Origin of the sequence: Variovorax restrictus (assembly GCF_051216715.1) — a bacterium.
Classification (GTDB): Bacteria; Pseudomonadota; Gammaproteobacteria; order Burkholderiales; family Burkholderiaceae_C; genus Variovorax.
Map to the genome: position 1 here is coordinate 1089126 of NZ_JBPJZH010000001.1, position 24034 is coordinate 1113159.

A 24034-nucleotide genomic window follows, 5' to 3' on the forward strand; every position below is an offset into this window, starting at 1 on the left:
GCGCTCGGGTCTCAAGGCATTCCACTCCATGGCCACCGCGCTCACCGAAAAATTCTCCCGGCTCGTCAAGACGATGAGCGGGCAGGCCCGCATCACCGAAGACAACGTGCAGGACATGCTGCGCGAAGTGCGCATGGCGCTGCTCGAGGCCGACGTGGCGCTGCCGGTGGTGCGCGATTTCGTCGCGCGTGTAAAGGAGAAGGCGCTCGGCCAGGAAGTGCTCGGTTCGCTCAAGCCCGGCCAGGCGCTGGTCGGCATCGTCAACCGTGAACTCGCGGCGACGATGGGTGAGGGCATCTCGGACATCAACCTGGCAGCCCAGCCGCCGGCCGTCATCCTCATGGCCGGCCTGCAGGGCGCCGGCAAGACCACGACCACGGCCAAGCTGGCCAAGCACCTGATCGAGAAGCGCAAGAAGAAGGTGCTGACCGTCTCGGGCGACGTCTACCGCCCGGCCGCCATCGAGCAGCTCAAGACCGTGACCAAGCAGGCCGGCGCCGAGTGGTTCCCGAGCACCGCCGACCAGAAGCCGATCGACATCGCCCGCGCCGCCATCGACCACGCGCGCCGCCACTTCTTCGACGTGCTGCTGGTCGACACCGCCGGCCGCCTGGCCATCGACGAAGTGCTCATGGCCGAGATCAAGGCCTTGCACGCCGAGCTCAACCCGGTCGAGACGCTGTTCGTCGTCGACGCCATGCAGGGCCAGGACGCGGTGAACACCGCCCGCGCCTTCAAGGAAGCGCTGCCGCTCACCGGCATCATCCTGACCAAGACCGACGGTGATTCGCGTGGCGGTGCGGCGCTGTCGGTGCGGCAGATCACCGGCGTGCCCATCAAGTTCGCCGGCACCAGCGAGAAGATCGACGGGCTCGAGGTGTTCGATGCCGAGCGCCACGCCGGCCGCATCCTGGGCATGGGCGACATCGTCGCGCTGGTCGAGCAGGTCACCGCGGGCGTCGACGTCGCCGCAGCCCAGAAGCTCGCGGCCAAGGTCAAGAGCGGCGCCGGCTTCGACCTCAACGACTTCCTCGGCCAGCTGCAGCAGATGAAGCAGATGGGCGGGCTGTCGAGCCTGATGGACAAGCTCCCGCAGCAGATGGCGGCCAAGGCAACCGAGGCCGACATGACCCGCGCCGAGCGCGACATCCGCCGCAAGGAAGGGATCATCCAGAGCATGACCCCGCTGGAACGCCGCAAGCCCGAACTGCTCAAGGCCACCCGCAAGCGCCGCATCGCCGCCGGCGCCGGCGTGCAGGTTCAGGAGGTCAACCGCATGCTCAATGAGTTCGAGCAGATGCAGACCATGATGAAGAAGATGAAGGGCGGCGGCCTGATGAAGATGATGAAGAAGATGGGTGGCATGAAGGGCATGCCGCCGATGGGCGGCGGTGGCGGTATGCCGCGCTTCTGATACCTTCCTTTCGCCCAAAGAAAAACGCCCGCTGTTGCGGGCGTTTTGCATGGAGGGGTGACGGATCAGGCCGTCGCGAGCGCCGGACGCGCCAGCTTCAGCGCATGCATCCAGGCGCGGCGCAGGACGGCCGGCGAACGCGATTCCTCGGGGATCAGCAGGTAACCGCGGTCGCGCAGCGTGGTGCCCAGCGCGATCTGGCTGGTCAGCACGGTCAGCGGGATCGCCAGCAGCAGCGGCAGGCCCACCGGCATCAGCCAGATCAGCGCGCTCGGGTCGATCAGCGCGATGCCGACGGCCAGCAGGGCGATGATCGAGGTCATCGGTGCCAGCTGCGAGAAGGCGATGCGCCATGGCACGGCAGCGGCTTCGCGGGGAGGCGACTTCCAGTTCAGCTTGACGCCGGTGAGGGCGACCACGACGAACAGCGAGTGCGCCAGCATGCGGACCGGGGCTTGCACGATGGCCAAAGCACTTTCCAGCACAGAGCTCTTGAGCAGGCCACCCAGGCCGCCGAACTGGCGTTGCTCGCCGCGCATCAGCACGGCAGCGATGCCCAGAACGCGCGGCAGGAACAGCAGGCTCAGCGTCCAGGCCCACAGAGCGGCCAGTTCCCCGGGCAGCACATGCCAGCTCGAGATCAGGCTCGAACCCGACAGCCACAGGGCGGTGCCCAGCGTCAGGAAGGCCAGCCACAGCGGGGCCGAAACGTAGGCCATGGTGCCGGTCACGAACATCGCGCGGTGCACCGGGTGGATGCCCGGCTCGGCCATCAGGCGGGCGTTTTGCAGGTTGCCCTGGCACCAGCGGCGGTCACGCTGCAGTTCGGACAGCAGGTCCGGCGGCTGTTGCTCGTAGCTGCCGACCAGGTCGGACACCAGCCACACGTGGTAGCCGGCGCGGCGCATCAGCGCGGCTTCGACGAAGTCGTGCGACATGATGCCACCCGACATGCCGCTGGTGCCGGCGATCGGTGCCAGCGCGCAGTGGTCCATGAAGGGCTTGACGCGGATGATGGCGTTGTGGCCCCAGTAGTGCGATTCGCCCAGTTGCCAGAACTGCATGCCCAGCGTGAACAGGCGGCCCGTCACGCGGGAAGCGAATTGTTGGGCGCGGGCGTGCAGCGTGACGTGGCCGATGGCCTGCGTCGCGGTCTGGATCACGCCGGCCGTCGGGTTGGCTTCCATCAGCTTGACCATCGCGGTCAGGCAGTCGCCGCTCATCACCGAGTCGGCGTCGAGCACGACCATGTACTTGTAGTCGTTGCCCCAGCGGCGGCAGAAGTCGGCCACGTTGCCGGCCTTGCGATGCGTGCGGCGGGTGCGCAGGCGGTAATAGACCTCGACCTGCGGCTGGTTGGGGCTCTCGGCCAGCGCGGCGCGCAGGTCTTCCCAGGCGGCGCGTTCGGCCTTGGCCGTTTCGGCGTCGTAGCTGTCGGACAGCACGAACACGTCGAACTGCTTCGAATGACCGGTCGCGGCGACCGACTCGCAGGTGGCGCGCAGACCGGCGAACACCGTGGCCACGTCTTCGTTGCAGATCGGCATGATGATCGCGGTGCGTGCTTCCGGATTCATCGGGTGGTCGGCCACCTGCTTGACGGACAGCGCGTGCTTGTCACCGCGCACGGAGACGTAGAAGCCCATCAGCGCGGTCACGAAACCGGTGACGACCCAGCCGGACAGCAGGCCGTACAGGCCGATCTGGCCGTATTCGAGCCAGACGTTGTCGTAGTCGGGTTGCACGCCGGCGAACAGGGTCGAGGCGATCACGGTGCTGAACAGGGCCAGCAGCATGAAGGCCAGACGGCGCTGCTTGGCGGCGCGTTGCCACGGTTGTGCCGGGCCGAGTTCGGCGGCCTGCTCGCGGGCAGCCTTGCCGCCGGCGCCGAGCTTCACCAGCATGGCGGTGCCGATGCTGTTCCAGAAACCGCGCCAGGGGCGAGGCGCCATCGAACCGCGGTTGACCGGCGGTGCGGTCACGGCATTGGGATGGCGATCCTCGCGAAACGCGCTGCGCTTCGGGGCGAGGTCGGCCGGGGTCAGAACCTTCATCTGGGAGAAATCGTTAGGTTTCATGGTCGGCTCACCAACGTTGCTTTTGAAGGGAAGAGGGGGTGTCGCCAATCGCTGGAAAGCGCTTGACGACGCAGTCGGGGTAGGCACCGCCCGATCCGTCGGAACCGGTGGCCAGCGGGCTGGCAGCACGGGGCCGTGAGAGGAGAACCTGCGGGGAGCGCAGGCCATCGCGCTGCTGGCGCAGTGCGAAAGAGGGGCTGAAAGAGGCGGTCATGCCTCTACACGGGCAATCGCCGTGCCAGTGTGGAAAAGCGCTTTTAAATCAACGGCTTAGGCGAAAATTTCACCCAAGAATCCCGCGCAGGCGCCGGGGGAGTCGGGAAAACCCCTGTTTTTGTCGCTGAACCCCGACAGCCGCTGGGGTGGTATCGACCAAATCCAATGAAATCAACGACTTACTTGCGTCGCTCTTCAGCGACAGCTTCGCCGGATGGCGACGAGGGGCCGTCCGCCTTGAAGTGACCGGGGGTGAGTTCGTGCTTCTGCAGCAGCCGGTAGAACTCGGTCCGGTTGCGGTCTGCCAGGCGCGCGGCGTCGGCCACGTTGCCATCCGTCAGCTTGAGCAGGCCCACCAGGTAGTCGCGCTCGAAGCGCTGCTTGGCGTCGGCATAGGTCTGCACTTCCACACTTGGCACGCGCAGTGCCCGCTGCACCAGCGCCAGCGGGATCAGCGGCGAACTCGACAGTGCGCAGACCTGCTCGACCACGTTGAACAGCTGCCGCACGTTGCCCGGCCAGGAGGCCGTGGTCAGTGCCTTGATCGCCTCCGGCGCGAAGCCAGACAGCCGCTTGCCGTACTTGGTCGACAGGCGCTGCAGGAAGTGGTTGGCCAGCAGCGGGATGTCCTCGCGCCGCGCCGACAGCGGCGGCAGCGTGAGCGTGACGACGTTGAGGCGGTAATACAGGTCTTCGCGGAACTGGCCCGCCTCCATCGCAGCGTCGAGGTCGCGGTGGGTGGCCGAGACGATGCGTACGTCGACCGCGATCGACTGGGCGGCACCGACCGGCCGCACCGCGCGCTCCTGCAGCACGCGCAGCAGCTTGACCTGCAGGGCGGGCGGCATGTCGCCGATCTCGTCGAGCAGCAGCGTGCCGCCGTCGGCCTGCTGGAACAGGCCCTTGTGGTTGGCGTGGGCGTCGGTGAAGGCACCCTTCATGTGGCCGAACAGTTCCGATTCGAGCAGCGCCTCGGGGATGGCCCCGCAGTTCACCGCGACGAAAGGCTTCTCGGCACGCGCGCTGGCTTTGTGGATGGCGCGGGCCAGCAGTTCCTTGCCGGCACCGCTGTCGCCGCGCAGCAGCACCGACGCGTCGGACTTGGCGACCATCCGTGCCTCCGCCAGCAGTTCGGCCATGCGGTTGCTGCGGCTGACGATCTCGGAACGCCAGCTCTCGTCGCCACCGGCGCTGGGCGTGGTGGCCGGCGAGCCCATGGCCAGCGCCTGGCTGATCTTCTCGAGCAGCTCGCGCGCGTCGTAGGGCTTGGTCAGGTAGGTGAAGACGCCACGCGCCGTCGCCTCGACCGCATCGGGGATGGTGCCGTGCGCGGTCAGCAGGATCACCGGCAGCGTGGGGTGGTCCTTGCGGATCTCGTCGAACAGCGCGAGCCCGTCGCGGCCGGGCAGGCGCACGTCGCTCAGCACCAGTTGCGGGTGCTCGATCTCCAGCTGCGTGAGCGCCGATTCGGCCGAGGTCACGGCGGTCACCTGGTAGCCGGCGGAGTTCAGCCGCATCGACAGCAGCCGCAGCATGTCGGGGTCGTCGTCGACCACCAACAAACGGGCGCCAGTGGCTTTGGCGGAAGGGGGGGCGTCGCTCATGGGATTCCTTCGCCCGCCGCTCAGGGCGTGGCGGGCTTGCTGCCGTTCGTCGGCGCCGGTGCGTTGGGCCGGGCGAAGCTGCGTTCGATGGCGCGCAGCGCTTCGATCCGGTCGTTCAATTGGTCGATGCGGCGCTGCGCGTCGCGGGCCTGCTGGGCCTGGCGGTCGCGGTCGTCCTCGACCTTGCGCTGTTCGAGGAAGCGCGCCGCCAGCAGGCGGGCCAGCGGCTGCAGCGGCTGCGCGTCGGCCGTCGGGTTCGAGATCACGCGCTGCAGCAGCCCGAGAGAACGCGCCAGATCGGCCGGCACGCGCGTCTGCGCCAGCACCAGGGCCACCTGCATCTGCACCAGCGGCACGTCGCCGGGGTCGCCCAGCCGCGCCAGCTCGGCGCCCAGTTCGTTGGCGCTGAGCGAACGCAGGCGATCGGCGTAGGTGAGGACGGCTTCGGCCGGTGTGGCGCCGCGCAGCGAATAGGCGAGCGCCGGCTGGGTGGCGAGCGCGATCGGCTCGGCCTCGACCGGGGTCACACGCACGACCGGCGGCGGGGGTGGGGCCGGCACGCGCGCGGCGGGCGGGGGTGGCGGCGGCGCAGGCGGCGGCGTGGTGCAGGCGCCCAGCAGGGTCAGCGACGACAGGGCGAGCGCCGAGGCCAGGGCCGGACAGCGGGCGAACGAAAAAGACATGGTGCGGGACAACGTGGGACGCGGGGTGTTCGGGGCGGGGATAAGACGAGGAGGGCGGGGCTCAGGCGGAGCGTGGAAGCTCGATGCGGAATCGCGCCCCGGGGCCGCCCGGCAGCAGCGCGACGTGACCCCCATGTGCAGCAATGTACTCCTGCACGATCGACAGGCCGATGCCTGTGCCTTTGACAGCGTGCTCCGGCTGGCGTTCCCCGCGGAAGAAGGGTTCGAACACGCGGTCGCGGTCGCCCTCGGCGATGCCGGGGCCGGCGTCGGCGATGTCGATGCGCGCGGTGTCCGACGTGCCGGACACGTCGAAGCGGATGACGCCACCCCGTTCGGAAAAGCGGATCGCATTCGACAGCAGGTTGGCCAGGGCCGTGCCCAGCTTGGCCGGGTCGACCGTGATCGACAGTGGCTCGCCCTCGACCTGCACCTGCAGCCCGTGCGCCTGCCACTGCAGGCGCTGCGCTTCGACCTGCTCCTCGATCAGCGGGATCAGCGCCGTGCGCTCGCGGTGCAGGTCGCGCGCCTCGAAGGCGGCGGCGTTGAAGCGCAGCAGCGCCTCGATCTGGCTCTGCAGCGAGATGGCGTTCTGCTGCAGGATCTGCGCGACCTCGCGCTGCGCCGGGTTGAGTGCGCCGGTCACGCCGTCCTCCAGCAACGAGATGCCTTCGCGCAGGGCCGCCAGCGGCGTCTTGAGTTCATGCGAGACGTGACGCAGGAAGCGTGCCTTGTCGGCATCAAGTTCCGTCAGTCGCAGGCGCAACCATTCGAGCTGCTGCGACACGCGCCGCACGTCGGCCGGGCCGCGGATGTCGATCGGCTCGTCGAGCCGGTTCTCGCCCAGGCCGACGATGGCGCGCTGCAGTCGCTTGAAGGGCCGCGCCAGCCACACGCCGAAGGCCAGCGCCAGCGCCACTGCCAGCGCGCTGGCGGCCAGCACCTCGCGCATCAAGCGCTTGCGGGCGTCTTCCAATCGCGTGGAGAGCGCGGTGTTCTGTGCCTCGATTTGCGTCTGCGCCTGCTGGGCGATGTCGGTGTTGACGGCGTCGAGGTCGCGGAACTGCATCGCCAGCGTGGTTTCGCGCGCGAGGGCGGTGTCCGGGGCGCCGACCAGCAGCCGCTCCATCGCGTCGAGCTGCATGCGCCAGGCGTCGATGGAGGTGCGCTGCACGCCGTTGTCGGCCAGCCGCGTCAACACGTTCTGCGCGTCGCGGGCGGCGTCGTCGAAGCGGCGGCGCAGCACCGCGTCGTTGAGCACCAGCGACTGGCGGCCGGCGCGCTCCATCGCGGCGCTGCGCTCGGCCAGCGACTGCGCAGCGCCCGAGAGCGTGAGCGCGCGCGTGGCCGCGTCGCGGCTCTGGGTCATCAGCGCGTCGTACTGGAACACCGCGCGCAGGGCCACGCCGACCAGCAGCGCGGTGATCAGGAGAAAGGCGAAAAGCAGCAGTTGCTGGAACGAGCCGCGCGCAGAGCCGAGCTTGGCCATCAGACGGCGATCGCGGCAGTGGCCGAGGCGGCGTCGGTGACCTCGCGCGTGGGCACTTCGCCGCGCAGCGTGTAGGCCAGCGAACGCGTGATCCGCAGGTCGATCATCTGGCCCACCAGCCGCGCATCGCCTTCGAAGTTGACGACGCGGTTGCAGGCGGTCCGGCCCATCAGCTCGCTCGCGTTCTTGCGCGATGCGCCTTCGACCAGCACGCGCTGCGTCGTGTCGACCAGCGCCTGGCCGAAGTGCTTGACGTTGGCGTCGATCGCGGCCTGCACCTGCTGCAGGCGCGCGAGCTTCACGGCGTGCGCCGTGTCGTCGTGCAGCGCGGCGGCGGGCGTGCCGGGGCGCGGGCTGAAGATGAAGCTGAAGCTCGAATCGAAGCGGCAGTCGTCGATGAGCTTCATCATTTTCGCGAAGTCCTCGTCGGTCTCGCCGGGGAAGCCGACGATGAAGTCGCTGCTCAAGGCCAGCTCGGGGCGGATGGCGCGCAGCTTGCGTACCGTGCTCTTGTATTCCATGGCGGTGTAGCCGCGCTTCATGGCCATCAGGATGCGGTCGCTGCCGTGCTGCACCGGCAGGTGCAGGTGGCTCACCAGTTTCGGCACCTTGGCATAGGCCTCGATCAGGCGCAGGGTGAATTCGTTCGGGTGGCTGGTGGTGTAGCGGATGCGCTCGATACCCGGGATCTCGGCGATGTACTCGATCAGCAGCGCGAAGTCGGCGATCTCGCTCGTGCCGCCCATCGCGCCGCGGTAGGCGTTCACGTTCTGCCCGAGCAGCGTGACCTCGCGCACGCCCTGGTCGGCCAGGCCGGCGACCTCGACCAGCACGTCGTCGAGCGGGCGGTTGATCTCCTCGCCGCGGGTGTAGGGCACCACGCAGTAGCTGCAGTACTTCGAGCAGCCTTCCATGATCGAGACGAAGGCGGTCGCGCCTTCCAAACGCGCCGGCGGCAGGTGGTCGAACTTCTCGATCTCGGGGAAGCTGATGTCGACCTGCGGGCGATCCTGAATGTCGCGCTGGGCCAGCATTTCGGGCAGGCGGTGCAGCGTCTGCGGGCCGAACACCACGTCGACGTAGGGCGCGCGCGCGATGATGGCCGCGCCTTCCTGGCTGGCCACGCAGCCGCCCACGCCGATCTTTACGCCGCGGGCCTTCAGGTGCTTGATGCGGCCGAGGTCGCTGAAGACCTTTTCCTGCGCCTTCTCGCGCACCGAGCAGGTGTTGAAGAGGATGAGGTCGGCCTCTTCCACGTCCTGCGTCGGCTCGTAGCCCTGCGCGGCGTTCAGCACGTCGGCCATCTTGTCCGAGTCGTACTCGTTCATCTGGCAGCCGAAGGTTTTGATGAAGACTTTTTTGCTCATGAGGTGGGGAAGAGAGAGGGGCCGCTGGAAGGGGCGACGCGGGCGCTCAACGGAGCGCCGAAGGAGAGGGGCGGGCGCGGCGGCTGCCGCCGACCTCACTGCCCGAAGGCGGGCAACTGGTGGTACGGCGTCTTGCCGTCGTCGGTCGCGCCGCCGGCGGCCACGAAAGGCCAGAAGTTCAGGAAGGGGCGGCCCACCGTGGCGCGCTTCACGCTCGCTTCCGTGGGGGTGAGCACCCAGACCTCGCGCACCAGGCCCGCCGGGTCGCGCGTGTAGTTGACCAGCAGGTTCTGCCCGGTGATGGCGCCGGTGGTGACCACCATGTTGTCGGCGCTGCGGATGCGCGCGCCGGGCGACAGGCGATCGGCCCGGCCGTCGAGCACGATCTCGGGTGCGGCCGTCACCATGAACTGGCCGCGCAGCGTGCCTTCCGGGAAGTTGCGACCGCCGACGGCGGCTTCGTTCTGCACGGGCGCTTCGAGCATCTGCGCGACGGCGGGCGGCGACCAAGAGAACGCTGCCGCCAGGGCGAGGGCGGGCAGCAGAGAGGTGAGAGGCGCGGCAGCAGGGGTGCGACGGCAGCGGTTCATGGTGTTTATCCAGAGGCTGGGGAACATCGGATTTTAGCGGCCGACCCCATCGGCCGCGGCCGATGGGCGTGCACGCAGCATCAGACGGTCGACGATGCCCGGCCGACGATCGAACCCACCGAGGCCGGGGATGGCGCGCCGAAGGCCACACCGCCCGCCGTGGCGCCGGGCCGGGGCGATCCACCGGTCGTGCCGAACGCCGCATCGCCCGCCCATTGGGCGATCGCATCGAGCAGCTTGGTCTGCATCGCGCGGGTGGTCGCCGTGTGGTCCACGTCGGGCCAGAAGCGGTATTGCACGCGTTCGAAGACGCGCGATCCCCGCAGCTGCCCCAGCATGCCGCGGTTGCGGTCCACCGCGTTGTAGGTCACCGAATACATCAGCGACACCGCCACCCCGCGGTCGGCCAGCGTCAACAGACGGCGTTCGTATTCGGCGGCGTCGACCACGGGCGCCTCGGCGCTGTCGAAGATGTCGCCCTGCTGGGCCGCCGGACGGCGCGTCGACCGCAGCGCGGCCAGACGCGCGAGCGTGCGTGCGCGTGCTTCGGCGTCACCGGTGCCGAACCAGTGCGTCATGTCGCGCCACCAGAAGTAGCTGGCGCGCACCGCCGCATTGAAGGGGAAGGCGGCCAGGCGGCGCAGCTTTCGCTCGATGCGCACGCCACGGGTCAGGTACTTCTCGCCATCGAAGGCGAGCATGCCCACGATGCGTGGGTCGTCGAGCGCTGCGGCCATCGCGTTCTCGGCACCGGAACAGATGCCGAACACCAGAAAGCGGCGGATGGCGAAGCGTTCGCTCAGGCAGTCCATCGCCGCCTTGATGTCTTCGACGGCCTGGACGCGAAAGGCGTGGCGGCTCTGCGCCGACGCGCTGTCGCCGATGCCGGACAGGTCGAAGCGCAGCGTCGGAACGCCGGCGCTGGCCAGCCGCCGCGCGACCTTCACGTTGATCCGGTGCGGTCCGATGCGGTGATTGACCCCGGTGTTGAGCACGAGGCAGGCCACGTCGGCGCGTCCGGCATGCGGTCGGCTGAACATGCCGAACAGGCCGCTGTCGGGGCCGAACATCAATGGGGTCTCGGTGTAGTCATTCATGAATTTCTGCCATCACACGTCGCAATGCCTCCGCGGGAACCATCTCATTGTTGGGGTGGGGGTTGCTCGTCCATATCATGGAATGCAGCAATGGCACATGGCGCGCGCTCTGCCCTGCTGTCTGCGCCGTCACCCACGCTCGGGTGGTGGTGTCGTCCGGTTTGGCGATCACCACCAGCTCGGTGCTGGCACTCATCTGCAGCGCATCGGGCGTCAGCGCCATGATCTGGCGGCGCAGCACCTCCGAGATGCCGAAGCCGAACGCCTCGGTGGCGAAAGCCTCAGGGTCGGTGCGCAGGCTGCGTCGCCATTCGGCCTTGGGGATGGCATGACTCAGCTCGAGTTCGGCGACATGCTTCTCGCGCAAATGCGCCAGGTAGCCGGGGCCCTCCAGCACCGGCTCCCACAGCACCAGCCGTGCGATGCGGGGGCTGGCCGATGCGGCCGCCTGCAGGGCCAGCGTAGCGCCGATGCGTGCACCGAACCAGACGATGCGCGACGCGCCGGAGCGCGCGACCAACTCGCGGTGTGCTTCGCCGATGTCGCGGCGCCAGCCGTCCAGGTCACCGTCCTCGTCATCGCCGGGCGAATCGCCGGTGCCGTAAGGGTCGAAACGCAGCACCGGCACGCCTCGACGCGACAGGCGCAGCGCGAGCAAGCGGTAGAAGCGGTGGCTGCGCAGCGCCTCGTGGCCCATCGGCGGGCACAGCAGCACGGCGGTGTCGCTGGCGCGCGTGCCTTCCGCCGCATGGAAGAGACCGAAAAGACGCCGCGAAGGCGGGCCGAACATCAGAGGCGTCATGCAGTGAATTCCATCGGCGCTGCAGCGCTGGCGCTGGCACCCGTCGTGAGGGGGCCGTGGCGCGACAAGCGCAGGGCCAGGGCGGCTGTCACACCCTCGCCGTCCTCGATGGAGTGCAGACGCAGATGCTCGATGCCGTCGGGCGTGGCCATGACCACCGTCTGCGGCACCGGCTCGATGCCGACCTCGAAGCCGTCGAGGGCCAGATGCAGGCCGATGCCGACCGCCTTGAGGCAGGCTTCCTTGCGGGTCCAGCAGACGAAGAAGGCGCGATCGCGTTGCGCCTCGGGGCAGGCGGCGAGCGCAGCGCGTTCGGCGGGCGAGAAGTAGGCCGCGGCCAGCGCGAGCGCATCGGGCATCGGCCGCACCCGCTCGATGTCCACGCCCAGTTCGTGGCGGGTCGACAGCGCGATGAGGCCCGTGTCCTGGCTGTGGCTGAGGTTGAAGTGCAGGCGCCCCGATGCCGGCGTCAGCGCCGGCTTGCCGAAGCGCCCGGCGACGATGTGCGGCGGCGCATCGGTGGCTCCCGGGTGCCGGTCGAGCAGTTGGCGCAGGGCGGCGTGCGCCGCGATGTAGCGGTGCCGGTCGTGCTCGAAGACGAAGCGCCGGGCACGCGCCATCTCGTCGGCCGACAGTCTGGCCCGGGCCGCCGCGGGGATGTGCTGGTCCAGGTCGATGCGCCACAGCGCGCAACCAGCGGCGGCATCGGCGGGCAGGGGCAGCGGGGCGAGGATCATGCGCACGGGCGGATCAACGCTTGCGGCCCCAGCCGGAGAACACCCGCCCGAGCAGGCCCGGCCTCGTCGGCGCGCGCGCGTCGGCGGACGTCAGCGGTGCAGGCATCGACACCTGGGAGGCCGCCAGTTGCGCCAGGCTCTCGAACAGGTAGCGCCGTGCCTCGATGCGTTGGCCGAAAGCCTGTTCCGATTGCTGCACCACGCGCATCGCCAGCAGGGAGTCGCCGCCGAGATCGAAGAAGTTGTCCGTGGGGCGGATGTCGTTGACATCGATGCCCAGCGCGCTGGCCCAGACCTGCGCCAGACGCGCCTGCTCGGGGGGCAGCAGGGCCATGGGCCGTGCTTCGCGCGCGGCTGCTGCGGCCACGACCTCTTCGTCGTGTTCGCGGTCCGACTTCGCCGCCAGCCGCGCGAGCACCTTGGCGCTCGCCGACCGCTCACGGTCGAGCAGCACCGCGAGCGTCTGGTCAGGCGCGGCGACGACGGCGTGCAACAACTCTACATAGCGTTGCTTGAACGCGGCGCCGGTTTCGGCCAGGTAGATGTCGGCGTTGTAGGTGATGGCGCCGACGAGGCCTTCGGTCTTCTCGACGAACCACAGACCGAGGTCGTCGGTCGCACCGCTTTGCCGCGTGTGGATCTGCTGGTGCTGAAGCCCGCCGAAATCGACCGGTCGCCCGCGTGCGTCCTCGAACGAAAACAACCCCTGGTAGAGACCGACGCCCTGGGCGCGCGCCGCGAACTCGGGTTCGGCGACCAGGCGCTCGAACGGGATGAGCTGGTAGCGCATGTGGTCGAGCAGCGTCTTCTTGACGTAGCGCATGAAGTCGCCGGTGCCCATCGTGCGGTCGATCTCGAACGACAGCGGCAGGACGTTGTTGAAGAAGCCCATCACCGACTCGAGTTCGAGCTGCTCCCGGCCTCGCACCGGCGCGGCGATCACGAGCGAATCGGTGTCGATCGCGCTGCCCAGCATGAGCGCGTACACGCCGAGCGCGAACATGTTGAGGGTGACGTCGTGGCGGGCGGCCGCCGCACGGAAGCGCTCCGTGGTGGCGGCGTCGAAATTCATCCACAAGGTTTCGCCGTGCCCGCTCATGCCGGACTTCCGGGGAAGGTCGGTGCGCGGTGCACGGGGGACGGGCGTGTTCGAGAAACGCGCCTTCCAGTAGGTCAGCTGCTCGGCCGCCTCGGGCCCGCCGAGCCAGGCCTCGTACCACTGGGCATAGTCCCCCGTGCTCACCGGCAGCTCGGGCAGCACGGGCTGCTCGCCGCGCACCGCCGCCCCGTACAGCGCCGCCAGCTCGCCCTGGAACAGGTCGTACGACCAGCCGTCCCAGACGAGGTGATGCACCACGAAGACGAAGGCATGGTCGGTGGGGGACATCCGGTAGAGCGCCGCATGGAACAGCGGTGCCTGGTGGATGTCGATGGGTCGATCGATGGCCTGTCGAAGGGCTGTTGCGAGAGCAATCTCGCGCTCCGACGTCGGCAGGCCCGACAGGTCGATCAACGGGAACGGGAAATCGAGCGACGGGTGGATCACCTGGCAAGGCTCGCCCGTGTCCGGGTCCTGGCCCATCGCGGTGCGAAGCGTCGACTGGCGCTGCACGATGGCGCGAAACGCCTGCTCGAACTTGTCCGTGTCCATGGGGCCGGTGAAGCGGTGCGTCGCCGGCTGGTTGTACACGGGCCGGCCCGGATGCAGCTCTTCGATGAAGCGGATGCGTTGCTGCATCGGCGTCTGCGGCGCGCGCGCGCGATTCGGCAGCGCCACGATGGGCGCGCGCCGCGGCGTGCTGGCGTTCTCGATGGCTTCGATCGCTCGCGCCAGCGCCTCGGCGGTGGGCGCTTCGAACAGCGTGCGCATCGGGACGGGCACGTCGAACTTGCGGCTCAGCAGCGTCGCCAGGCGTGCGGCCAGCAGCGAGTGGCCCCCCAGCGCGAAGAAGTCGTCGTGGACGCCGAGGCCCGGCAGGCGAAGCACCTTCTCCATCGCTTCGAGCACGGTGCGTTCGCGTTCCGTGCGGGCGGCGACGCGCGTGGTGGCGTCGGCCACGTGCGCTTCCGGTAGGGGGAGTGCCTTGCGATCGACCTTGCCGTTCGGCAGCAGCGGGATAGCCTGCAGCGGCACGACATGCTGCGGCAGCATGTACTGCGGCAGGCTGGTGGCCAGATGCCGCTTGACCGCGTCCGCGTCGAGCGTGGCACCGGGCGCCAGCATGAGATAGGCCACCAGGCGCACGTCGCCGGGCGTGTCTTCGCGGGTGATGACCACGCTTCGCGTGACGCCGGGCACTTCGTTGCAGCGCGCCTCGATCTCGCCCAGTTCGATGCGATAGCCGCGCACCTTCACTTGGGCGTCGAGCCGTCCCATGTGTTCGAGCAGGCCGTTGTTGCGCCAGCGCCCGCGGTCGCCCGTGCGATAGAGGCGCGAGGGCGTCCCGTCGACATCCACCGTGACGAAGCGGTCGGCCGTGAGTTCGGGGCGGTCGAGGTAGCCGAGCGTCACGCCGTCGCCGCCGATGCAGATCTCGCCGGGCACGCCGACGGGCATGGGCTGCAGGTGCGCGTCGAGGATCCGGACCGTCGTGTTGTCGATCGGCTGGCCGATCGACACGCCGGTGCTGGCGAGCGAGACCGGCTCGACGCGCCAGAGCGTGGACCAGATGGTCGTCTCGGTCGGGCCGTACATGTTCCAGACCTCGCCGGCCACGCCGAGCAGGTCGTGCGCCAGGTCGGGTGGCAGGCTCTCGCCGCCCACCAGCACCTTGAAGGCGGACCGGCCCTTCCATCCGCTGTCCAGCAGCATGCGCCAGAGGCCCGGTGTGGCCTGCATCATCGTGGCGCCGGTAACCGAGAGCAGGTTGGCGAGATCGCCGCCGTTCAGGACCGTCTCGCGCGGCGCGATGACGACTTCGGCACCGACGGTCAGCGGCAGCATCAGCTCGAGCACCGCGATGTCGAACGACAGGGTGGTCACGGCCACCAGCTTGTCGGTCGCCGAGATGCCCGGCTGCCGCTGCATGCTTTGCAGGAAGTTGGCCACCGCGCCATGCGGCACGGCGACGCCCTTGGGCTGGCCGGTCGAGCCGGAGGTATAGATCACATAGGCCGGGTCCTCGGCGCGCGGGTCGCGCGGATCGGCCTCGAGCGCATGGCCCGGTGCCTGCAACCAACCTGTGTCGGTGTCCAATTCGAAGCGGCGCGCGGCGGCGTCCTCGCGCCACTGGCGCGGCGCAGCGGGCACGTCCGAGCTCGTCAGCAGCATCGCCAGCGACGCGTCCTGCGCGTAGTAGTCGAGGCGCGCCTGCGGGAAGTCCGGGTCCAACGGCACGTAGGCCGCGCCCGACTTGAGCACGGCCAGCAGCGCCACGACCATGTCGTTGTCGCGCGGCAGGCAGAGGCCCACGCGTTGGCCCCGGCCGACGCCGCGCTCGCGCAGCACGCGAGCCAGCCGGTTGGAACGTGCGTCGAGCTCGCCGTAGTCGAGACCGCGCCCCCCGAGACGAACCGCGGCGTTCGAAGGCGATTGCGCAGCCTGCGCGCAGAACGCCGCGTGCATCAGCGGCGCGCCGATCCGCGCCGTCGGGGCGGGCTGCAACGCGCGCAAGGCGGACGCGTCTTCAGCGGACATGAGCGCGAGCTGGCCCACCGGCTGGACGGGCGATGCCGCCGCACTGCGCAGCAGTTGCTCATAGACCCGGAGCCAGCGCGAGATCGTGACCTTGTCGAACAGGTCGGTGTTGTACTGGACCTCGACCTGCATGCCGTCGGCCACGGGTGCGATGTTCACGAACAGCTCGAAGTTCTCGCAGGCACGGGGCACGCTGCCCAGCACCGCGTCGATGTCGGGAAAGCTGCCCTGGTTGGGGGCAGCGTCGCGGTCGACGTTGAACATCACGCTCACGAGCGGCAGGCGGCTCGGGTCGCGTGCCACGGGCAGCTTGCGCAGCAGCGTGCCGTAGGTGAGGTTCTGGTGATCGAAGGCGTCCAGCAGCAGCCCTGCCGATTGACCGATCAGGGCGTCGAAGGGCAGCGCCGCGTCGATCGCCACGCGCAGCGGCAGCAGGTTGACGCAATGGCCGACCAGCGCGGGCATGTGGCTCGCCATCTGGCCGGCGGCGGCGATGCCGATCACCAAGTCGTCCTGCGCCGTCAGCCGGTGCAGCAGCGTGGAAAAACCGCTGAAGAGCACGGCATACAGGCTGGCGCCTTGCGCGGCACCGGTCTTGCGCAAGGCATCGATCAGCCCGCGGTCGAGCACATGGTCGATGCGCTCCGATGAGAACGTGCGGACGGCCGGACGGGCGCGGTCGAGCGGCAGTTCCAGCACCGGCAGGCTGCTCCCTGCAAAGCGCGCGAGCCAGTAGTCGACGTGTTCCTGCATGGTCGGGCTGGTGGCTTCCTGCTGCTCCCAGGCCACGTAGTCGGCGTAGCCGGGCGCGGGGTCGAGCGCGGGGCCGGCGCCGATCTGTTCGGCGTAGAGCTGGCCGAGGTCGTCGGCGATCACGCCCCACGACCAGCCGTCGCAGACGGCGTGGTGCGCCGTCATCAGCAGATGAAACTCTGCCGCCGAGAGGGTGTAGAGCGCGGCGCGGAACAGCGGGCCGCTTTCGAGCGAGAAGGGTTCGCGCACCGCGGCGGCTTCGTCGGCGGCGAGCGCGCGCTGCTGCGCGTGCACGTCCAATGGCCGCAGGTCGCGCTCGACCAGTTGGAACGGTGCCGGCTCACCGATCAGCAGCTGGGTGCCATCGGCCGAGAAGGTCGAGCGCAACGACGGATGCCGTCGTACCAGTGCGTCGAAGGCCGCGGCGAGCGCCGCGGTGTCGAGCGCGCCGCGTAGCCGGAGCGTGAGCGATTCGTTGTACGACAGCGATGCTTGGGGGCCGAGCTGGTCGGCCAGCCAGACTTCGCGTTGGGCTTCGGTGCTGGGAACGGTCGCTTCGATCGCGCCCGCGGCGAAGGGATCGAAATCGGGCGCGCTGTCGGCAGGGTTCTGGAGGGTGGACTCGCTCATGCTTGCAATTTCACGAATTTGCCCTGGGCGGCCGGGTCGGGCACGAACCACGCGGGCGTGCCGTCGCGGTCGCGGCCGAGGCGGGCATTGGGAACAGGGGGATGCGCGGCGTCGAACGACGGCGCTGAGGGTGTGGAGCCCGGCAGGAACTCGGACTGCTGCATTTCGGCGACCGATTCCTTGAAGGCGGACTTGATCGTCGCGATGTCGTCGTGCGTGTGCGCGGTGGTCAGGAAGCAGGGGAAGTTGTCGAGGATGTGCACGCCGCGGCTGCGCATCATCGCGAACAGCAGGTCTTGCAGCGGGTGGTCTTCCAGCCAGCTCACGCGCCAGAGCGACGAGAAGTAGCGGATTTCCAGCGGCGCACCGACTTCGCGGCAGAACGCCGTGAGCTCGTCGGCGAGCGCTGCCGTGTGCAGGTTGAGTTGCGTCTGCAGGCCTTCTCCGGCTTCCTTCAGGTGCAGCAGCGATGCCTTGCAGGCCGCCAGCGCCAGCGGGTGCCGCACGAAGGTGCCGGCGAAATAGGTGACGCCGACGGTGGGCATCGACGCGTCGCCGTATTCCCAGGCGCCGCCGTCGAGTGCGTCCATGTACGCGCGCTTGCCGGCCACCACGCCGACCGGGAACCCGCCGCCGATGACCTTGCCGTAGCAGGCCAGGTCGGCCCGGATGCCGAAGACCGCCTGGGCGCCGCCCAGGTGCGAGCGGAATCCGGTGATCACCTCGTCGAAGATCAGGCAGGTGTCCGACTTTTCGGTGATGGCGCGCACTTCGCGCAGGAACTCGCGCGGCTGGAAATCGGGCCGGCGGCTCTGCACCGGCTCGACCAGCACGGCGGCGATGTCGTCGGCGTTGGCGCGGATGAACTCCAGCGCTTCCGGGGTGCCGTAGTCGAGCACCCGCACGTCGCCGAACATGCCCTGCATGACGCCCGGTGCGGCGGACAGCCCCTTGGCGTTGCGGCCGGCGCGCACCAGCACTTCGTCGAAGGTGCCGTGGTAGGAGCCCGCGAACAGCACGACCGTGTTGCGGCCGGTGACCGTGCGCGCGATGCGGATGGCAGCCATCACGGCTTCGGAGCCGGTATTGCACAGCGCCGCGCGGTCGAAGCCGGTCAGGTCGCAGAGCAGCCGCGTGACCTCCGCCGCGAGCGGGTGCTGCGGGCCGATCTCGTAACCCAGGTCGAGCTGGCGGTGCACGGCTTCGTTGACGAAGTCGGGCTGCCAGCCGAACAGGCTCATGCCGAAGCCGTTGAGCACGTCGACGTATTCGTTGCCGTCGATGTCCCACAGGCGCGAACCCTTGGAGCGCTCGACCACCACCTGGTAGGTGATCTCCTTGGTCGCAGGACGGAAGCCGTTGACCACGCGCGGGTCGGCCATGTGCGGCCGGTTGGCTTGCGTGAAGGCTTTGCTCTTCTGCGTGCGCTCGGTGTAGCGGCGCATGAAGGCGGCCAGCCTCGCGCGCTGGCGCTCGCTCGGCTCCTTGCTCTGCGTATGGATGCGCGCGATCGCGCCGAACGCCTTCTTGACGTCGTAGGTGATGCGCGTAGGCGATTCGGCGGCCTCGGCTTCGACGGGCGGCACCGGCTGCAGGGCCGGTGCGGGCGCAGCGGCGGCCGCAGGCGTCGCCATCGACGTGCCGACCAATGGCGCGCCGGCGAGCAGCGCCAACTGCTGCTGCATCAACTGCATCTGCTGGGCGATCACCTGGTGCATCAGGGGCTGGCCTTCGACCGAGGTAGGGAGGAAGAGCGGCAGGGCCACGGGCAGGCTTTGCTGGGCCATCACGGCCGGCGTCGGCGCGGTTGCCGCAGCGACCTGCGCGGCCGCCGCTGCGGCGGGCGGCGCCTCGGGCGGCAGCGTGGCGTCGAGGTAGCCGGCCAGCGAATCGAAGGTCCGGTAGCTCTCCATCAACTGCCGGAAGCTCAGGTTCACCTTGAAGTGCTTCTTCACCTGGCCGGCGGCCTGCGTCAGCGTGAGGGAGTCCAGGCCGAGCTCGACGAACAAGGTGTTGCCATCGGCCTGCGCCATCTCCACGCCGGAGATGTCTTCGAAGATATCGCGCAGGCGCGAGGTCAGCGCGGCGTGGCGCGCGGGGGCGGCAGTCATGGGAGGCTCCGGGGTTGGCGGGGACAAGGGGGTCGATGCGACGGCAGGGCGCGAGGCCTCGGCCTCGCGCGCCGAGGGTGCGGGCGCTACCGCGACATCGACCCAGAAACGTTGGCGTTCGAAGGGGTAGGTCGGCAGGCACAGGCGTGATTTCCGGCTGCGCGTGTCGAGATGGAGCGGGTCGATCGCTGCACCGTCGATCCACAGTCGGCCGACGGCCAGGCGCCATGCCGCGCATTCGTCGCCCGGCTGGTCGGTCAGCAGGGCGACGGCGCGCACGGGGGCTGCGCTGCCCGCCTGTTGCCGCACCAGCGTCGTGAGCGTCTGGCGCGGGCCGACCTCCACGAACAAGGCTTGGGGCAGGTCGGCGAGTGCGGTGCGGACCGCCGGCGAGAAGCGCACGGTCTCGCGCAGGTGGCGCGACCAGTACCGCGCATCGGTGGCTTCCGCCGGGCTCAGCAGCCGGCCGGTCAGGGTCGAGTAGATCGGGATCGTCGGCGGCGACAAGGGCACGTCGCGCACCAACGCCTCGAAGGGCGCGACGGCCGCGTCCATCATGGCGGAGTGGAAGGCGTGCGAGGTCTGCAGCAGGCGCGCCGTGACGCCTTCTGCATCGAGCACGATGCGAAGTGCTTCCACGTGCGCCGACGCGCCGGCGACGACGCACGCGCGGGGGCCGTTCTCGGCGGCCAGCGACAGCGTGTCGGGCAACCGCGCTTGCAGTTCTGCGGCGGGGAGGCGCACGGCCAGCATGTCGCCGGGCGGCTGCGCCTGCATCAACGCACCGCGGTGCGCGACGAGCCGCGCCGCATCGTCCAGTCGCATCACGCCAGCCACCACGGCGGCGGCGAATTCACCGACGCTGTGTCCGATGAGTGCGGCCGGCTGCAGGCCGATCGACAGCAGCTGTTGCGCCAACGCGTATTCGAGCGCGAACATGGCCGGCTGCGTCACCGACGTCGGCGACAGGGCGGCCGTGTCGGTGGACTGCAGGCACGCGCGCAGGTCGACGTCGAGCACGCCGTCGAAGGCCCGCAGGCAGTCGTCGAACGCGGCGCGAAACACCGCGTCGTGCGCGTAGAGCCCTTGCCCCATGCGCGCGTACTGCGCGCCCTGGCCGGTGAACAGCAGCACGGTCTGCGGCTGCACGGCGGCTGCAACGCCGCTGGCCCGGTTCGGGGAATCGGCGTCCCGCAACGCAGCGATCGCTTCCGTCACATCGCTGGCCACGACGCACGCGCGGTGCGAGAACACCTTGCGCCCCACCCGCAACGTGTGCGCGACGTCGGCGAGTTCGATCTGCGGGTGCGCTTCGAGATGGTCGGCGAGCCGCTGCACCATCGTGCCCAGCGCGGCCGGTGTGCGCGCCGACAGCTGCAGCAGTTGCGGCAGCGTCGTGCGTTCGCTCGGCATGGCCGGCGGCGCTTCCTCGACGATCACGTGCGCATTGGTGCCGCCGACGCCGAAGGCGCTGACCCCTGCACGACGCGGTTGCGCTGCGCGCGGCCAGGCGGCGAGCTTGTGCTGCACATGGAACGGCGTGGCGCCGAAGTCGATGGACGGGTTGGGTGCGTCGAAGTGCAGCGATGGCGGCAGCGTTTCGTGGTGCAGTGCCAGCACGGTCTTGATGAGGCCGCCGGCACCGGCCGCGGTGACCATGTGGCCCACGTTGCTCTTCAACGAGCCGATGGCGCAGAAGCCGAGGTCGCTGGTGTGGCGTGCATAGGCCTGGCGCAGGCCTTCGATCTCGACCGGGTCGCCCATCGGCGTGGCCGTGCCGTGCGCTTCGACATACGAGATGCTGCGCGCGTCCACGTCGGCCGACGCGAGCGCGGCCGACACAACCGCCGCTTGGCCCTTGATGCTCGGCGCCGTGAAGCTGGCCTTGGCACCGCCGTCGTTGTTGATCGCTGCGCCGCGCAACACCGCATAGACCGTGTCGCCATCGGCCACCGCGTCGGAGAGCCGCTTGAGCAGCACCACGGCCGCGCCGTCGCTGAACACCGTGCCCTGCGCCTGCGCGCTGAAGCTGCGCGTCTTGCCGTCGGGCGACAGCATCGAGCCTTCTTCGTACAGGTAGCCGCTGCGGGGCGGGCAGGTGACCGACGCGCCGCCGGCCAAGGCCATGTGGCATTGACCACCGCGCAACGCATGGAACGCCTGCGCGATGGCCACGAGCGACGTCGAGCAGGCGGTGTGCACCGACACGGCCGGGCCCGTCAGGTTCAGCTTGTTCGCCACGCGGGTCGTGATGTAGTCCTTCTCGTTGGCCAGCATCACCTGGAACTCGCCGACGGCTTCGATCAGGTCGGGCCGGCTGCTGACGTGGCGCTGGAAGTACGTGGCGTTGTACATGCCCGCATAGATGCCGACTGGCTCGGTGCACTGGTCCGGCGCATGGCCGGCGCGCTCCATGCATTCCCAGCACAGCTCCAGGAAGATGCGCTGCTGCGGGTCCATGAGCGCGGCTTCTTTCGGGTTGATGCCGAAGAAGGCGGCGTCGAACAGTTCGACGTCGTCGATGACGCCGCGCGCCCGCACGTAGGCCGGGTCGCTGCGCAGGGCCGCGCTCACGCTCGCGTCGAGCGTGGCGTCGGTGAAGATGCTGATGCTGTCGCGGCCGGCGACCAAGTTGTCCCAGAACTGCTCGATGTCCGCGGCACCCGGGAAGCGACCGGCCATGCCGATCACCGCAATGGGTTCTTCCGCGTGGCGCTCGCGCCCGACCGCGCGTTCACCTGGTGGTACTGCGTCCTGCAGCCCGGCCATCTCGGCGGCGATCGCCAGGGGCGTGGGGTGGCTGAAGAACAGGTTCGCCGAGAGTGGCTGCGCGCTGTGCTGTTGCAGTTGCGCCAGGACCTTCAGCACGAGCAACGAGTTGCCGCCCAGGTCGAAAAAGTTGTCGCGTCGGCCGATGCGGTCGAGCCCCAGCGCGTCGGCGAAGGCCTCGCACACCCGCGCCTCGAGTGGATGGCGCGCTGCCTCGAACGCTTCTGCCATGTCGGGCCGGGCCCGCGTGGGTGCGGGCAACGCGCGGCGGTCGAGCTTGCCGTTGTTCGTGATCGGCAGCTTGTCGAGCCACACCTGTGCGGCGGGCACCATCACGTCCGGCAGGCGGGCCGCGATGTGCGCGCGAAGTTCGTTCCACGGCACGGCCTTGTCGCGTGCCACCAGGTAAGCCACGAGGCGAGGCTGCTCGCCGGCGTCGGTGCGCGCCACCACGGCGCTGGTCAGCACGCCAGGATGCGCGTTCAGCACGCCTTCGATTTCGCCGGTCTCGATGCGGTGGCCGCGGATCTTCACCTGGCCGTCGACGCGCCCGATGAACTCGAGGGTGCCGTCGGGCAACCACCGCGCATGGTCGCCGGTGCGGTAGAGCCGATCGCCGGGGCCGCCGAACGGGTCGGGCACGAAGCGCTCGGCCGTGAGGTCGGGCCGGCCCAGATAGCCTTTGGCGAGTCCGCGGCCACCGATGCAGAGTTCACCGACCAGACCGATCGGCAACAACTCCAGCGTGGGCGTCAGCACATGCAGGGTGGTGTCGGTGATGGGGCGCCCGATCGGCACCGAGCGGGCGTCGGCGGGCAGGTCGCGCGGGATGCGATGCGTCGCGGCGAAGGTCGTGCACTCGGTGGGCCCGTAGCCGTTGATGAGCGTGAGGCCGGGCAAGGCGGCGAGCGCGCGGCGCACATGGGCCACCGACAGGGCCTCGCCGCCCGTGAGCAATTGACGCAAGCCGGCGAGGTGTTGCGGGTTGTCGTCGACGATGGCGTTGAACAGCGCGGCCGTGAGCCAGGCGGTCTTCACGCCGTGCCGATCGATCGTGCGCGCCAGCCCGGCACCCGTGGGCATCGCTTCGTCGTGCACGACACAGCACCCGCCGTTGAGCAGCGGACCCCAGATCTCGAGGGTGGACGCATCGAAGCCCAGCGGCGCCGCATGGAGCATCGGCTCGTCGGGCCGGAGGTCGACATAGTCTGCATCGACCACCAGCCGCAGGATGGCGCGATGGCAGATCTCGATGCCCTTGGGCGCACCCGTCGAGCCCGACGTGTACATCACGTAGGCGCGTGCCTCGGCGTCGACCGTCACGGGCTGCAACGGCGGCAGCGCGCGGGCGTCGGCCGTTGCCTCGTCGATCCAGAGCGCGGTCATGCCGGCCGGCATCGCAGCGGCATGCACACGCTGGCTGACCACGACCTTCACGCCCGCATCGCCCAGCATGAAATCGATGCGGTCGGCAGGGAAATCAGGCTGGACCGGGACATACGCCGCACCGGTCTTGAGGATGCCCAGCAGCGCCGCGATGGCCGCGGGCGAACGCTCGAGCATCACGCCCACCGCGTCGCCCGGCGCTACGCCGAGCGCCTGCAGCCGACGTGCCATTCGCTCGGCGTGCGCATTCAGCTCGGCGTAATTCCATGCGACCGTGCCCGCATCGTTGGCGGTGCCGATGAGCGCCACGCGCGCCGCGTGCGTCGCTGCCTGTGCGGCGAATCGCGCATGGACCGTGAGGGCGTCGTCGCGCGGCAACAGCGGGCGGTTCCACTCGTGCAGCATGCGGCGACGGTCGTCGGGCGATGCCGGCGCTGGTGCTTGCAGTGTCATGGGCGTTGGCGCGGCCGGAGGGTTGGGATAGGGCGCAACATCATGTTTCTCGTGGTCTCGAAGCAGTGCTGAAAAAGTCACTTTGCAGCAGGCGTCAGGACGGAGCAACGTTCCATTCGTAGCGCCTGACATTGCAAAGCGCTCACCGCGGGAGATCGGCCTGGCGAAAGACGCATCCTCAAAGATGCAACTGGTTGCTATTGTCGGATTGACAATCG

12 protein-coding genes are annotated in these 24034 nt (G+C 69.4%); 1 reads left to right on the forward strand and 11 read right to left on the reverse strand.

Features of this window, described 5'->3' with window-relative positions:
- Positions 1-28: 28 nt before the first annotated feature.
- Positions 29-1414: a signal recognition particle protein gene (gene ffh, locus ACSFA0_RS05155; protein ID WP_435449149.1), complete on the forward strand. Its 1386-nt coding sequence runs from the start codon at positions 29-31 to the stop codon at positions 1412-1414.
- Positions 1415-1479: 65 nt separating this feature from the next.
- Here the strand turns inward: ffh and mdoH are convergent, their stop codons facing one another.
- From mdoH to ACSFA0_RS05210, 11 genes are all read right to left on the reverse strand, one after another.
- The gene (gene mdoH / locus ACSFA0_RS05160; protein WP_435449150.1) at positions 1480-3492 is read right to left on the reverse strand and encodes a glucans biosynthesis glucosyltransferase MdoH; all 2013 of its coding nucleotides are present in this window, start codon (positions 3490-3492) and stop codon (positions 1480-1482) included.
- Positions 3493-3887: 395 nt separating this feature from the next.
- On the reverse strand, positions 3888-5312 hold the full coding sequence (locus tag ACSFA0_RS05165; RefSeq protein WP_435449151.1) for a sigma 54-interacting transcriptional regulator: 1425 nt from the start codon (positions 5310-5312) through the stop codon (positions 3888-3890).
- 20 nt (positions 5313-5332) lie between these two features.
- Positions 5333-5995 (reverse strand): hypothetical protein, encoded by a 663-nt coding sequence (locus ACSFA0_RS05170; RefSeq protein ID WP_435449152.1) that lies wholly within the window; start codon positions 5993-5995, stop codon positions 5333-5335.
- 61 nt (positions 5996-6056) lie between these two features.
- Positions 6057-7484: a sensor histidine kinase gene (locus ACSFA0_RS05175; RefSeq protein WP_435449153.1), complete on the reverse strand. Its 1428-nt coding sequence runs from the start codon at positions 7482-7484 to the stop codon at positions 6057-6059.
- On the reverse strand, positions 7484-8851 hold the full coding sequence (miaB, locus tag ACSFA0_RS05180; protein WP_435449154.1) for a tRNA (N6-isopentenyl adenosine(37)-C2)-methylthiotransferase MiaB: 1368 nt from the start codon (positions 8849-8851) through the stop codon (positions 7484-7486). The genes ACSFA0_RS05175 and miaB overlap by 1 nt, the downstream gene beginning before the upstream one ends.
- A gap of 95 nt (positions 8852-8946) precedes the next feature.
- The gene (locus tag ACSFA0_RS05185; RefSeq protein WP_435449155.1) at positions 8947-9441 is read right to left on the reverse strand and encodes a hypothetical protein; all 495 of its coding nucleotides are present in this window, start codon (positions 9439-9441) and stop codon (positions 8947-8949) included.
- An 80-nt stretch (positions 9442-9521) separates the two neighbouring features.
- A complete protein-coding gene (locus tag ACSFA0_RS05190; RefSeq protein ID WP_435449156.1) occupies positions 9522-10538 on the reverse strand; it encodes an alpha/beta hydrolase family protein in 1017 nt (338 codons plus the stop codon).
- Complete coding sequence (locus ACSFA0_RS05195; RefSeq protein WP_435449157.1) at positions 10531-11340, reverse strand: alpha/beta fold hydrolase; 810 nt, start codon at positions 11338-11340, stop codon at positions 10531-10533. The genes ACSFA0_RS05190 and ACSFA0_RS05195 overlap by 8 nt, the downstream gene beginning before the upstream one ends.
- The gene (locus ACSFA0_RS05200; protein WP_435449158.1) at positions 11337-12077 is read right to left on the reverse strand and encodes a 4'-phosphopantetheinyl transferase family protein; all 741 of its coding nucleotides are present in this window, start codon (positions 12075-12077) and stop codon (positions 11337-11339) included. The genes ACSFA0_RS05195 and ACSFA0_RS05200 overlap by 4 nt, the downstream gene beginning before the upstream one ends.
- Positions 12078-12090: 13 nt before the next feature.
- Entirely contained in the window at positions 12091-17097 is a 5007-nt protein-coding gene (locus ACSFA0_RS05205) for an amino acid adenylation domain-containing protein (RefSeq protein WP_435449159.1), read from the reverse strand.
- A complete protein-coding gene (locus tag ACSFA0_RS05210; protein ID WP_435449160.1) occupies positions 17094-23816 on the reverse strand; it encodes an amino acid adenylation domain-containing protein in 6723 nt (2240 codons plus the stop codon). Before ACSFA0_RS05210 ends, ACSFA0_RS05205 begins: the two co-directional genes overlap by 4 nt.
- Between the last annotated feature and the right edge of the window lie 218 nt (positions 23817-24034).

Coding starts and splice junctions, on each gene's coding strand:
- ffh (WP_435449149.1), top strand. CDS start 29: ATGGCCACCGCGCTCACCGAAAAATTCTCCCGGCTCGTCAAGACGATG.
- mdoH (WP_435449150.1), bottom strand. CDS start 3,492: ATGAAACCTAACGATTTCTCCCAGATGAAGGTTCTGACCCCGGCCGAC.
- ACSFA0_RS05165 (WP_435449151.1), bottom strand. CDS start 5,312: ATGAGCGACGCCCCCCCTTCCGCCAAAGCCACTGGCGCCCGTTTGTTG.
- ACSFA0_RS05170 (WP_435449152.1), bottom strand. CDS start 5,995: ATGTCTTTTTCGTTCGCCCGCTGTCCGGCCCTGGCCTCGGCGCTCGCC.
- ACSFA0_RS05175 (WP_435449153.1), bottom strand. CDS start 7,484: ATGGCCAAGCTCGGCTCTGCGCGCGGCTCGTTCCAGCAACTGCTGCTT.
- miaB (WP_435449154.1), bottom strand. CDS start 8,851: ATGAGCAAAAAAGTCTTCATCAAAACCTTCGGCTGCCAGATGAACGAG.
- ACSFA0_RS05185 (WP_435449155.1), bottom strand. CDS start 9,441: ATGAACCGCTGCCGTCGCACCCCTGCTGCCGCGCCTCTCACCTCTCTG.
- ACSFA0_RS05190 (WP_435449156.1), bottom strand. CDS start 10,538: ATGAATGACTACACCGAGACCCCATTGATGTTCGGCCCCGACAGCGGC.
- ACSFA0_RS05195 (WP_435449157.1), bottom strand. CDS start 11,340: ATGACGCCTCTGATGTTCGGCCCGCCTTCGCGGCGTCTTTTCGGTCTC.
- ACSFA0_RS05200 (WP_435449158.1), bottom strand. CDS start 12,077: ATGATCCTCGCCCCGCTGCCCCTGCCCGCCGATGCCGCCGCTGGTTGC.
- ACSFA0_RS05205 (WP_435449159.1), bottom strand. CDS start 17,097: ATGAGCGAGTCCACCCTCCAGAACCCTGCCGACAGCGCGCCCGATTTC.
- ACSFA0_RS05210 (WP_435449160.1), bottom strand. CDS start 23,816: ATGACACTGCAAGCACCAGCGCCGGCATCGCCCGACGACCGTCGCCGC.